The sequence below is a fragment of the Candidatus Aquicultor sp. genome (genome assembly GCF_054640775.1).
This window is the reverse complement of record NZ_JBTSLF010000083.1, coordinates 1-12,127: the sequence shown is the minus strand read 5'-3', so window position 1 is coordinate 12,127 and position 12,127 is coordinate 1. Positions and strand designations below refer to the sequence as shown.

Annotated in this window: 13 protein-coding genes and 1 tRNA gene; 12 read left to right on the top strand and 2 right to left on the bottom strand. The window is 51.5% G+C overall.

Translation table 11 applies throughout. The features are described 5' to 3' along the window. Window positions 1-837: PP2C family protein-serine/threonine phosphatase (locus tag ACYC56_RS08185; protein WP_461373691.1), on the top strand; the 837-nt coding region annotated here is incomplete at its 5' end. Here the strand turns inward: ACYC56_RS08185 and ACYC56_RS08180 are convergent. Both ACYC56_RS08180 and ACYC56_RS08175 read right to left on the bottom strand, forming a co-directional pair. Next, window positions 834-1,736: a hypothetical protein gene (locus ACYC56_RS08180; protein WP_461373689.1), complete on the bottom strand. Its 903-nt coding sequence runs from the start codon at window positions 1,734-1,736 to the stop codon at window positions 834-836. The genes ACYC56_RS08185 and ACYC56_RS08180 overlap by 4 nt on opposite strands. Window positions 1,737-1,862: 126 nt before the next feature. Continuing rightward, window positions 1,863-1,947: transfer RNA gene (locus ACYC56_RS08175), tRNA-Leu, on the bottom strand. A gap of 231 nt (window positions 1,948-2,178) precedes the next feature. On the opposite strand from ACYC56_RS08175, the gene ACYC56_RS08170 reads away from it, so the two are divergent. The 11 genes from ACYC56_RS08170 to ACYC56_RS08120 all read left to right on the top strand — a co-directional run. Then, complete coding sequence (locus tag ACYC56_RS08170; RefSeq protein WP_461373688.1) at window positions 2,179-3,249, top strand: N-acetylmuramoyl-L-alanine amidase family protein; 1,071 nt, start codon at window positions 2,179-2,181, stop codon at window positions 3,247-3,249. Window positions 3,250-3,348: 99 nt separating this feature from the next. Then, window positions 3,349-6,177, top strand: coding sequence for a cation-translocating P-type ATPase (locus ACYC56_RS08165; RefSeq protein WP_461373687.1), 2,829 nt, complete (start codon window positions 3,349-3,351; stop codon window positions 6,175-6,177). A gap of 42 nt (window positions 6,178-6,219) precedes the next feature. Further along, window positions 6,220-6,873 carry a potassium channel family protein gene (locus tag ACYC56_RS08160; RefSeq protein WP_461373686.1) on the top strand — a complete coding sequence of 218 codons (654 nt, stop codon included), beginning with the start codon at window positions 6,220-6,222 and terminating at the stop codon, window positions 6,871-6,873. Between the two features lie 12 nt (window positions 6,874-6,885). Beyond that, complete coding sequence (locus ACYC56_RS08155; protein ID WP_461373685.1) at window positions 6,886-7,542, top strand: potassium channel family protein; 657 nt, start codon at window positions 6,886-6,888, stop codon at window positions 7,540-7,542. Between the two features lie 227 nt (window positions 7,543-7,769). Further along, complete coding sequence (locus ACYC56_RS08150) at window positions 7,770-8,120, top strand: helix-turn-helix domain-containing protein (RefSeq protein WP_461373684.1); 351 nt, start codon at window positions 7,770-7,772, stop codon at window positions 8,118-8,120. An 11-nt stretch (window positions 8,121-8,131) separates the two neighbouring features. Next, on the top strand, window positions 8,132-8,644 hold the full coding sequence (locus tag ACYC56_RS08145) for an ImmA/IrrE family metallo-endopeptidase (protein WP_461373683.1): 513 nt from the start codon (window positions 8,132-8,134) through the stop codon (window positions 8,642-8,644). Between the two features lie 326 nt (window positions 8,645-8,970). Next, complete coding sequence (locus tag ACYC56_RS08140; protein ID WP_461373682.1) at window positions 8,971-9,147, top strand: Flp family type IVb pilin; 177 nt, start codon at window positions 8,971-8,973, stop codon at window positions 9,145-9,147. A gap of 118 nt (window positions 9,148-9,265) precedes the next feature. Next, the gene (locus tag ACYC56_RS08135; protein WP_461373681.1) at window positions 9,266-9,655 is read left to right on the top strand and encodes a TadE/TadG family type IV pilus assembly protein; all 390 of its coding nucleotides are present in this window, start codon (window positions 9,266-9,268) and stop codon (window positions 9,653-9,655) included. A 35-nt stretch (window positions 9,656-9,690) separates the two neighbouring features. Next, entirely contained in the window at window positions 9,691-10,959 is a 1,269-nt protein-coding gene (locus ACYC56_RS08130; protein ID WP_461373680.1) for a pilus assembly protein TadG-related protein, read from the top strand. A 15-nt stretch (window positions 10,960-10,974) separates the two neighbouring features. Next, on the top strand, window positions 10,975-11,691 hold the full coding sequence (gene cpaB, locus ACYC56_RS08125; RefSeq protein ID WP_461373679.1) for a Flp pilus assembly protein CpaB: 717 nt from the start codon (window positions 10,975-10,977) through the stop codon (window positions 11,689-11,691). 49 nt (window positions 11,692-11,740) lie between these two features. Next, window positions 11,741-12,127, top strand: a 387-nt coding sequence (locus ACYC56_RS08120; protein ID WP_461373678.1) for a response regulator, incomplete at its 3' end; no start/stop codon positions are given.

Genomic DNA, 12,127 nt, shown 5'->3' with positions numbered 1-12,127 from the left:
GACAAGAAAGACGGCTCCAACCTCACAGAGAGCGATGAGGAGTTGCTTGTCGCGTTATGTGCACAGGTCGCCATAGGGATCGAAAGGGCCGAAGCATATGAGCGCGAACACGGGATAGCAGAGACGCTTCAGCAAGCCATTCTTACGGCTCCGATACACCTTCCCGGGGTTGAGATAGGCACGATATATGAATCGGCGGCGGAAGTCGCAAAGGTCGGCGGTGATTTTTACGACTTGTTTGAGCTTGGTGACGGCACTGTCGGTATCTTGATCGGAGATGTCTCAGGTAAGGGGCTTGAGGCGGCGACAATAACATCGATGGTTAAGAGTACGATACGGGCCTTTGCGTACAAGGGGCTCTCGCCGGCGCATATCCTGACCGAGGCCAACAGGGTCATCTGCCGGCAGCTCGGTCTCAACCAGTTCGTGACCATGATGTACGGAACCCTTGATCCGGGCACCGGCCGGATGATCGTCTCCCGCGCCGGGCATCCTGAAATAATCATCTGGGTTAAGAACAAGTGCGTCTTCTGCTGCGACGAAAGCAATCTACCGCTCGGAGTATTGGAAGATATCGTCTACGAGCAGAGCGAGATAATCCTTTCCAAGGGTGATGGCGTAATTCTCTATACGGATGGCTTGACCGAAGCCCGCCGTAAAAACCAGCTTCTGGGGGAGGATGTGATGATTGAGGAGCTTAACAAGATAATTCGCGGGAAAGGTTCTCAAGAAGTTGCACTCGGGCTGGTAAATATAGCTAAAGATTTCGTAAGCGGTAAACCTCAAGACGATATCGCAGTCGTCGTCCTCAAACTAATACCCCAGGAGGCCGGCTAGGGTCTGGCCTTGATGGGATGCTTGTCTATTAGCTCCAGCAAAAGCCAGATAAACTCGAACGCCGCCTCGATCGCGTTTATCGCTTCTTCTTTTGTAGCGATCTCACCCTGGTGGACGATGCGGTTTCTCTTTTGCGCGACGTCTCTAACCCAGCTTTTGTATATGATTGGATCGATATCGGATATCTTCTTTCCTATAGCGAGTTCGGCAACCCGTTTAGCGCGCTCGCTTGCCGCCTGGACTTTGTTCAATATCCACTCGGCAACATCGTCCTCCAGTTTCTTGCGCTTTGTAAGAAGCTCCCACAAAACGGCCGCTATCGTGACCTCAACGGCTATCTCAGCCTCGACGATAGCGCTTTGATAATCCTCATGGATAAGACTTTCCTTGGCGTGTTGCAGGTACTCTCGCCATGCCTCTTTGGTCTCACTCTTAGTATCCGCATAGACTACCCACTTGACCTCGCATTCCACGCCGACGAGGTCGTTTGCGCCCGAGCTGAGAATAATGAGGTTATCCGGGGGAATAAACTTGTGCTCAAAGTAGGCGAGAACCCCCGGCTCAAGAGGCGTTACCTGCACGATGAATACCTTCTTGGCGACCTTTAGGGGTGCTTCCAGCCGTATCTCCTTAGCGGTTCCGATGGTTATAGCATCCTGCCCGGATATCATGGTGTCGCTGATAAAACACCATGCCATGAAGTCGTTATCCGATATGATCGCGTGCTTAAGCCCGTCTTTTGCGGAAAACGTATGCTCACAATCCGGCCCGCTGCACACAATACTGGTCGGGTCGCTTAAATCGGACGGCTGCAAGCTCTGCCTGAATCCGCAACTGCTACACCGCACATAAGCCTGTCCGCTTGTCGAAACAATTTGCTGCTCAGTCTTTTCTAACATTCCGGCGCCTACCTCTATGTTTTTAATTAGTTTACGATTATTTCAGGGACAATTCAAATAAACGCCCTGTTGTGATGGCTTCAGGGGTAAGAAAAAAGGCTTACAGATGTTCTGTAAGCCTTGGTGTGTCCGAGACTGGACTTGAACCAGCACGGCCTTAGCGGCCACTAGGCCCTCAACCTAGCGCGTCTACCAATTCCGCCACTCGGACGTGAGTCTAAAAATACGTATGGACGAGTTTTACCTCACCACCCGCGCAATTGGTATTATATCATGTCGAGGTCACCTGTCAACGCACTGCACGACTAGCTCGCCAAAACAGGTGAGAAACGCCTCTATTTCAACTTTGCTAAATATTTATTTAAGTAAATTTAGTGAAGAACAATGCTTTAGCATGCCGATACTACTATTATTATCTTAGTTGGCATAAAGGACTAAGGAAATGATAGGTCTTTTCTCTTTTAAGAACCCACGATTCAAACTTATCTTTATCATCGCGATGGCCGTTGTGCTTATAGCTTCAGCTTCTGTTGCCGGGTATAAGGTCATTTCGTCGCGCGGTGCCGTAATAGATGACGGGCGCATCGCTGTACCCGCTTTCGTGGGGCGCGACCTTGAGCAAGTGAAATCGACCGCCCGTTCGCTTGGGTTAAAGATAAAAATCGACAGGTGGGTTCAGAGTAAGATCTATCCTATCGATCATGTTGTTACCCAAAGACCGCTTCCCAACAAGAAGGTAAGCGCAGGGGACACAATTATCATCAAGGTGAGCGGTGGTAGAAAATACGGCCAGGGCACCAAAGTGGAACAGTCGGATATCAGCATAAAAGATAATCCGAAACCGCTTCCATCGCCTGCGATCACACCATCGTGTTGCCTAACCGATAAGGTCGTAGTGATCGACCCCGGTCATCAGAGCAAAGCCGATTTATCGCGTGAACCGATTGGTCCGGGGGCCACTCAGATGAAAGAGAAAGTGACCGGCGGAGCGAGCGGTATAAAATCGAGGACGCCGGAATATAAGATCACGCTTGCGGTTTCAAAGCTGCTAAAAGCGAAACTAGAGGCGAGCGGCATCAAAGTCATTATGACCAGGACGACGCATAACGTAAAACTTAGCAACATCGAACGCGCCGCGATAGCCAATAAAGCCCACGCCGATTTATTTGTAAGGATTCACACGGACGGCGCCGCTGATGCAAAAGTAAACGGTATCTCGACACTCTACCCCGCGCTCAACAAATGGACCGGCCCGATATATAAAGAGAGCCTCAAAGCAGCCCGGATAGTTCAAGATGACGTTGTCGTGACGACCGACCATAAAGACAACGGCATTGTTGCCCGCGGTGACTTAACCGGATTCAACTGGTCCAAGGTTCCCACAGTACTGGTCGAAACCGGGTTTCTTTCTAATCCCGAGGAGGACATTCTCCTCAACAGTCCATCCTACCAGCAGCTTATTGCCGACGGCATAGCCAAGGGCATTATAAGCTATCTGCAGTCATCGAATTAACTCATCAGGACTCTTAAGCTTACCTGATCAATTCAAGCTATTTCTCCCCGCGTCTGGGTACATAGTTACGTATATGTTCAACAGACCGAGGATGGTTTTATGCAGCCGTACCGGATGACAGCAGAAGATGCTTACCGTGAGCTAGAAACCTCTCCAAGAGGTATCACTGACGAGCAAGCATCGGCGAAGCTACAAGAGTATGGGCCCAACAAGCTCCCCGAGGCGAAGCGACGGTCCCTCATCTTTAGCTTCCTGGCTAATCTCTATAACCTGCTTGCGATTCTCTTGTGGGTAGGCGGCATACTTGCACTAATCGCCGGGCTTCCCGAGCTTGCGTATGCGATATTCGTGGTCATCATAGTGAATGCGATTTTTGCGTTCTTCCAGGAGTTTAAAGCCGAAAAAGCAACAGAAGCCCTTAAACAGCTGCTTCCAAGTTATGCGAAAGTGTTGCGTGGGGGCGAGGTAAAGCGAATCTTATCTGAAGAAGTTGTCCCTGGCGATATACTGGTGCTCGAAGAGGGCGACAACATACCTGCCGACGGCAGGCTTATCGACGCATTTGAGATGCGCACGATAAATGCCGCGTTTACCGGAGAGTCGGCACCGGCGCGCCGGGCTGTCGATACGGTATTGCGGGATATCCATATAACCGAGGCCCCTAACCTGGTGTTTGCAGGCACAAGTGTGGCGACCGGCTCGGGCAGGGCTGTCGTGTACGCAACCGGGCAAAACACGGAGTTTGGAAAAATTGCGCAGTTAACGCAGGCAATCAGTAAAGAGTTGAGTCCGCTAGAAAAAGAAGTTGCAAAGGCCGCCCAGCTGATCGCCTACATTGCGATTGGGTTAGGACTCGTACTATTTGGGATAGCCATTTTTGTCACCGATCTTGGAATTACCGCAAGCTTGCTTTTTGCCATCGGCATTATTGTCGCTAACGTTCCGGAAGGTTTGCTTCCTACGCTATCGCTCTCTCTTGCCCTTGGTGTTCAGCGAATGGCCAGGAAACATGCGCTTATCAAGAAGCTATCCAGCGTAGAAACCCTTGGTTCGACCAGCGTTATCTGTACCGATAAGACCGGTACGCTCACGCAAAACGAGATGACCGTGCGCGAGATCTGGGTCAGTAGAAAAGTCCTCGATGTCGCTGGCGTTGGGTATGAGCCGGTTGGCGATTATTATGACAACGGTTGCAAGTTAAGCCCCGATGAGCTACGGCACTACGACATGCTGTGGCGTTCGGCGTCGTTTTGCACTACTTCGAGGTTGCTGCCACCAGGTGATGAGAGGCGCGGCTGGAGTATTGTCGGTGATCCAACCGAGGCCGCACTTCTCGCCGCATGCCGAAAAGCAGGTTTTAATATCGAGGAGGAGCTGCGAAAGTTCCCGCGCGTGTACCTCATACCGTTTGAGTCTGCGCGCAAGAGGATGTCAAGCATCCACGAGGTTAACGGCATTGATATAGCATGCGTTAAAGGGGCTCCCAAAGAGACGCTTGATTTGAGCAACCGCATTCGTCTCGACGGCGAGGTCGTCCCTCTTACAAATGAAGTCCGGGACGAGATAGTCAGGGCTAACGATGATTTTGCGCGGCGGGGGTTACGGGTTCTCGCGATAGCGTACCGTGATATAGCCCCAACAGGTGGTTTTACGGCCGCAACTGTTGAGAGAGACATGGTGTTCCTTGGTCTTATGGCAATGCAGGACCCGCCCCGCCCGGAGGTAGAGCACGCTGTAGCTGTGGCGCAACATGCTGGCATTCGAATAGTTATGATAACGGGCGACTATGGGCTCACAGCCGAGTCTATCGCACGTAAAATTGGAATTATCAAAGGGGACAATCCCCGGATTATAACGGGCTCGGAGCTGGATACCATGTCTGAGGAGGACCTCACGGCGGCACTCTATGGAGGCGAGATCATCTTTGCACGCGTTGCGCCGGAGCACAAACTTCAAATCGTTACCGCTTTTAGAGATCAGGGTGAGATAGTTGCGGTAACCGGTGACGGCGTCAACGACGCGCCGGCCCTAAAGAAGGCCGATATCGGTGTAGCGATGGGAATTACCGGAACTGATGTTGCCAAAGAGGCTTCAGAGATGGTGCTTACCGATGATAACTTTGCAAGCATCGTTGCAGCAATTGAAGAAGGCCGCAGCGTATTTGACAACATCAAGAAGTTCGTTACCTACATTTTCGCCCACCTGACGCCCGAGATCATACCGTTTATTCTCTTTGTCGTGTCTGGCGGCGCCATACCGCTTGGGATAACAGTTTTGCAGATTCTCGCGATCGATTTAGGAACCGAGACTTTGCCCGCACTCGCATTGGGTGTTGAGCCGGCAGAGCCGGGCGTTATGGAGCGTCCGCCTCGAAAGAGAGGTGAGGGTATCATCGACAGACCACTCCTAGTGCGAGGATACCTTTTCATGGGATTGATCGAGGCGGCACTTGTGTTGGCCGCGTTTTTTTGGGTTTTAGTTCGTGGTGGGTGGACGCTCGCAACTCCCGATATCTCAAACCCGCAAAGCCCGCTGTTTGAGCTGTATCTGACCGCCACGACGATGACGTTCCTTGGCATCATCGGTACGCAGGTCGGAACGGTGTTCGCAACGCGAACCAACAGAGCTTCGGTACTCTCAATCGGTATTTTCTCGAACCGCTGGATCATCTATGGAGTTATATTTGAGCTTGTACTTGTTGCGGCGCTCCTCTACGTGCCGTTTTTGCAGAATGTTTTCGGGCTGAGACCGCTCGGTATCGTGGAGTGGCTATTGGCACTCTCGTTTGGTGTGATAGTATTCATCGCCGATGAGCTGCGTAAAGCATACATGCGCAGGCGAATGCCTCCCACCAGGAGAACATACTATGAGCGGGAGCCGTTGACGCCTGACGAAGCCGAAGCGGTAAGGCGCCGTCAGGCCGCATAAAGAACGCGGGTTTTAGGTATAAACGAAATAGAGGTGATTACCTTGCGAATTATCATAGTTGGCTGCGGGCGCCTGGGTTCAGAGCTGGCGAATTCCCTCTGGCTCGATAGACACGATATTACCGTTGTCGATAACAATCCGGAATCCTTCAGGCGGCTCGCAAAGACGTTTACCGGCGAGCGGATAACCGGCCATGCCATGGATCAGCAAACTCTCACTACGGCGCGAATTGAAAATGCCGATGCGTTCGTCTCGGTTACCGGTGAGGACGATCTCAATATCATATCGGCCAGGATTGCAAGAGAAGTCTATTATGTGCCACGGGTCGTATCGCGTATTTACGACCCGATACGGGCTAACATCTATGAGCGCCTGGGCGTCTCAACAGTGTCGACGACCACCTGGGCTGTGAACAAAATCGAGGACCTGATCTTCCATCGCGCATTGGACGTACAGCTGAGCTTTGGAAACGGCGAGGTCGAACTGGTGAGAGTCGCGGTGCCTGTGGGCCTTTTTGGCAGAACGGTCGATAGCATCACGATCCCGGGCGAGCTGCAAGTATCTGTTATCACCAGGCGTGGAAGGTCTTTCATCCCCACGTTGGGGACGGTTTTCGAGGAGGGCGATGTTGCAAGAATCGCCGTCGGCAGGGGCGCGGTTTCCCAGCTTGAGGAGTTTATAAGCGCGGTTGCGTAAGGAGGATGCACGATGTATATATTGATCGCCGGCGCCGGCAAGGTCGGTCGCTACCTGGCGTTAAATCTTAGCGAGTCAAACCAGATAGGCTCCATCGATGTCGACGAGAAGCATCTCGCCCAACTTGAAGGGAAGCCGAATATAACCACCTATGCGGGGGATGCGACCGATCCCAGAAAACTCGAAGAAGCAGGCATTTTGCGTGCGGATATCGTCGCGTCGGTAACCGGGTACGATGAGACAAATCTCGTCATAGCCCAACTCGCAAAGCAGGTATACCAGGTCCCCAGGGTAATAGGGCGGGTGAACGACCCCCGCAATCAGTGGCTCTTCACAAAACGCTGGGGTATCGACGCGGCCGTGAGCAGCCCTCAGATAATATTACAACTGCTGTCAGAAGAGATCTCCCTCGGCGAAGTCCTCACTTTGCTTAAACTCAGCGTGGGAGAACTCTCGTTGATCGAGGTCACAGTGCCTGCCGATTCACCTGCAAAAGACCGCAAGATAAAGGAAATCGGGCTTCCCCCGAATGTCGTGGCGGTCGCAGTGCTGCATGATTCCACTGTTGCCGTTCCCCATGGCGAAACAGAGATCCACGCAGGGGACAATATCCTCCTAGTAACCCGTCCCGAACTCGAGAAGGACATCAAACAGATACTTGTTGGATAAGCTGATGATGAAGCCTTTTCACCTGCCTCTCTTCACCTTTTCACCGATTCGCTTATAACCGGTTGCAAAGGGTGCGTCAAGTTGCTATAGTAGTACTGTAAATGCACAATAAGTGCGAATTACCAATATTTGTAATTTATCCTAAATGTCCTGCGTAAAACTGCCGATAGATAGCTTACGGGTTGATGGCAGATAATGGAAACCGTACTATTAGTAGAGGTTGAGAAATGTACGAGAACGATGTCGGTTGGCGTTTACGACATGTACGGGAAAGCAGAGACCTGAGCCGGAAAGATGTCGAGAACTTGACCGGAGGCGAATTCAAAGAGTCAATTCTCGCCATGTACGAGAACGGACGTCGCAGGATTCCGACGCCGCGCCTTAAGCGGCTCGCGGATTTCTACGATGTATCGATCGGCTGGCTCATGGGGGAGGCCGTCGCCCAGGACAACAAGAAAGACGTTAGTGTTGAAGCTCTCTTGATGGCGGACCCGAATTTCTCTGAAGAAGAACGTCGCTTAATGCTCGACGTTCTCGAGATCATCAAAGCCAAACGGAGGGCCGAGGGTAAGATTTAAGGTGGTACCCAATGCCTATCTACACGCACCTGTACATCAAAGACCAAGCCAATTCCTTAATTGAAGAGTTAAAAATCGTGGATCCTCCCATTAATGTGCGAGCGATCGCGGGCAAGCTCGGTATCGAGATTATTGAGATGTCGAACGATAGCTGGTTTTACGGTATGCTAACCCGCTACGACGAAGATTTCTACATCGTTGTCAATAAGATGATGCCGGAGACCCAGAAACGCTACGCGATCGCGCACGAACTCGGCCACTTCCGTCTCCACAACCAGGAGCTGGAATACCAGAGAAGGCCGGACAAGGAATACCATCATCGCGAGGCAGATGTCTTTGCCCTGGAGCTTTGCATTCCGACGCGTCTTATACAACGTGAAGCCTACAGCTGGTTCAACGATCACAAGTTCCTGGCGAAGCTGTTCGGAGTAAGCGAACCGTTGATGGTTAAGAAGATGGAAGAGCTGCAGCTTATCCCGAAGGGGAAGTTCAGTTGGCTTTATGCCGACGCGAAGGCCATTTAGCGGGCATACAAATGCCCGCTCCCCGCGGCAAAAAATTTTCCCCAGCAACTGCACAAATAGTACAAGATACCGCAAATAATCCAAAATATACCAAAATTATGCTAAAGAAAGCGGAAAAGCCAACCGATAACTGTACAAGGAGTACAGAAGCGCACGTAGAGTAACGGTTAGAAAGCAGCCACTAGCGTGGTTATCTAACCGGAAGGGGGTTGGCAGCAGGCAGCAGGAAACGGAAACAATGGAATAGCGATGACGTAAGAGTAGGGATGTGGAACGTTTTTCAAAAGCAATCAAGAGTCTCGTTAAGATTTTAGGAGGGTATAACAATGTTAGTATGGTTTTACGGAAAATTAGCTTCGTATCTTAGGGAAGAGGACGGCGCAACCGCAGTCGAGTACGGCATAATGGTTGCCCTTATCGCAGCGGTCATTATCGGAACGGTAGTGACGCTGGGCGGTAAGATTGACGCAGCATTCCAGACAGTTGTAAGTAATCTCGGTTAGTGGATCTCCATCACCTCAAACAGGCCCCGTGTTGAACAGCACGGGGCCTACTTCTCGAAGCGATTACAAGAAGCGCGTGATTTATAAGCGGTTCATGAGTGTTTGGTAAGTGGTTAGTATGTGCAGATTATTACGTCTTTATAAAAACATCAAAAACGAACGGGGGGCAAGCTCAGTTGAGTTTGCGATTATCCTCCCGGTATTGATCCTTATCTTATTCGGAATTCTTGAGTTCGGCCTCACGTATCGCGATTACCTGGCCATCACGCATGCAGCCCGAGAAGGGGCGCGTATGGCGGCGGTTGGTGAATACAGCGAGGCTGAAATAAGGCAGCGGGCATATCCGGTATCCCCAAGCTCGATATCTATCGGCTATCCCGGTGGTGGCGCAGAACATGGGGAGCCGGTTGAAGTACAGGTTACTCTCGATAGACCGTTGAACATACCTTTATTTGATGTAAAGACAGTCCATCTTTCCAGCAAGGCGCGGATGCGCATCGAGTACTAACGGAATTGCGAATTGCGAAGTTCGAATGTCGAATTGTGAAGGACGAGATTGAGGGAAAAGGGATAAAGCCCATGAAGGCGATTGAGCGTTTAAGAGAAGAGCGAGGGGTAGTCATGATAGTCATTGCGGCTGCGTTGACGGCGCTTGTCTTAAGCGTTGCAGTCGTAGTGGATATCGGCCTGCTCTATCAGGAACGAAGGCAGCTGCAGACGAGCACCGATTCGGCTGCGCTTGCGGCCGCTATGGACTTGGCCGAAGGAAAATCGGTCTCCGAAGCGACCTCCAGGGCAATCGAGTATGTATCATCTAACGCGAACGTTTCGCCTTCGCAAATAACGGTCGATTTCCCGGAGTCTGCCCGGGTGCGCGTTGCTGCGAGCACGCAGCGCACTATATTTTTTGCAAGCATTGTGAACAAGAGCACCGCTAGGGTAAAGGCACAGTCGACTGCTGCTCTGGGGGCGGCAAACGGTGTTGCGAACCTTGCACCTTTTATCGTGCCGCTTCAGAAAGTAGCTGATTATACGGGTGAAGCCAGTGCAGGGACGTTCGACATCGGTGAAGATAGGCCGCTTGATCCGTTTAGCATCATACAATCAGCGAGCGGCGATATTATCACCTACACGATCACCTATAACAATAAAGGCAACAAGCCTGAGAATATAACCGTTTGTGACGGGATACCGTCCGGGACGGTGTATGATGGCGGGTCGGTTACCAACGGTGGTTCGTACGACCCCTCTTCTAAGCAGATTACCTGGAGCTTTAGTGGTATCCAGCCTGGTGATTACCGGTTGATGCGGTTCTCTGTGATGGCTACATCCGGTTCTGTCGGCTCGATCACTAATACCGCCTATTTGACTACCGACAACGGCAAGACCCAAAGTGCGAGCACAGGCGGGAGCGCACAGCGCGGATATTTCTGGCTTTGCGACTTCAATGACGGAAACAGCGGTGTTCCTCAATTCGATGCATGGATCCGAGACGGTTACCCGGAATACGTTTATGCAGGTGATGTAGCCAACGGAACCGGTATGAAAGATAGCCTAAAGGCCGCGTTGGAATGGAGAAAAGGCACAAAGCCAAAGATAATCGTTCCGGTCTATAGCTATACCGAGGGTGGTGGAAGCCCTGGTAAGTACCACGTTGTAGGCTTTGCTGAGTTCGTGATGACCGGTATGGATTTTTCAGGCAACCCCAAGACCGTAAGCGGCTATTTTACCGATGGGACGGTCGTCAAGGGCGTTCCCGGACCATCGCCTGAGGCATACTATGGGATCGATACGATTTGGTTGGTTGAGTAAAGGGAGGAAAAGAAAGTGAAATCTCGTTTGATGATTGTAATGGTATCAATAGTCTTTGCAGCGGTTGCAACAGCAGGGGCAGCTTACTATATCGCGTCGCTGAGATCGTCCGTCACCGAAGGCCAGAGGCTTGTCGAAGTCGCGGTGGCCAAGAAATCCATTGAGGCCGGGGCTTCGATGAGTGAGATGGTTGCGAGCGGCTTTATAGCGATTCAGAAGATCCCAAAGCAATACGTGGTCGAGGGCGCTCTCACATCGATGGCTGGCTACTCGGATAAAGTCTTGTCATCCGATTTGGTAAAGGGAGAGCAGCTTACCCGGGCCAATTTTAAAAAGGAAACCGAGGCGGGCCTCACCTATAAAATCCCCGAGGGTCATATCGCCGTTTCTATTGCGGTCGATGAAATAACCGGCGTTGGCGGAAAACTGCAGCCGGGGAACCGGGTGGATGTGCTGGCAACGTTCAGCCCCAGCTCGGATACGGACATGACGAAAATCATGTTGCAAAATGTCGAGATTTTGGCGACGCCAGATGCGACTACCGGCGAAAAGGGCGGCGGTTTCATGAAAGGCGGCCAGCAGACGAGTGTAGGGAAGAGAACCGTGACGCTGTCGGTCTCTTCTATGAACGCCGAGAAGCTTGTATTTGCGGCCGAGAAGGGCCATATATGGCTAGGATTGCGCCGCTCTGGAGACGACAAGTCCGATAAATCGGTCATGCAGACACTTTAAACTGTTTTTAAATAGCAAGAGTTAGTTAGTTTAAGTCAAGGTGATGAGGATGATTAAATTAGCGCTCGTCGATCCCGATCGACGATTCGCAGAAGAGATCGAGCGGATGTTGGAGGAGAGGACCGACATTGAGCTAACGGCCCCCGCACTTGATTTGAACCAGGCGTTAATGCTGATAGAGACACAGCATCCGCAGGTTCTTATCATCGGACCCGGCATCGGCTCGGATATCTCGACGGTTTTTGTAAAAAAGCTCACGGCCGAGCATCCAATAGGCTGTATTATTCTTACGTTTAATCTGACCGACCGGCTTAAGGTGGCCGCGATAAAGGCCAACGTGGTCGAGGCGATCGAAGTTCCGGTCGAATCGGAAAAAATCGTAGCGGCGATCCAAACGGCTGCGGGGTACGCCCAGCAGCTTGCGGTGAAGGAAGAG

What these genes read in the sequence shown, in the direction of transcription:
- ACYC56_RS08180 (WP_461373689.1), bottom strand. Translation starts at nt 1,736, where the DNA reads ATGTTAGAAAAGACTGAGCAGCAAATTGTTTCGACAAGCGGACAGGCT.
- ACYC56_RS08170 (WP_461373688.1), top strand. Translation starts at nt 2,179, where the DNA reads ATGATAGGTCTTTTCTCTTTTAAGAACCCACGATTCAAACTTATCTTT.
- ACYC56_RS08165 (WP_461373687.1), top strand. Translation starts at nt 3,349, where the DNA reads ATGCAGCCGTACCGGATGACAGCAGAAGATGCTTACCGTGAGCTAGAA.
- ACYC56_RS08155 (WP_461373685.1), top strand. Translation starts at nt 6,886, where the DNA reads ATGTATATATTGATCGCCGGCGCCGGCAAGGTCGGTCGCTACCTGGCG.
- ACYC56_RS08150 (WP_461373684.1), top strand. Translation starts at nt 7,770, where the DNA reads ATGTACGAGAACGATGTCGGTTGGCGTTTACGACATGTACGGGAAAGC.
- ACYC56_RS08145 (WP_461373683.1), top strand. Translation starts at nt 8,132, where the DNA reads ATGCCTATCTACACGCACCTGTACATCAAAGACCAAGCCAATTCCTTA.
- ACYC56_RS08140 (WP_461373682.1), top strand. Translation starts at nt 8,971, where the DNA reads ATGTTAGTATGGTTTTACGGAAAATTAGCTTCGTATCTTAGGGAAGAG.
- ACYC56_RS08135 (WP_461373681.1), top strand. Translation starts at nt 9,266, where the DNA reads ATGTGCAGATTATTACGTCTTTATAAAAACATCAAAAACGAACGGGGG.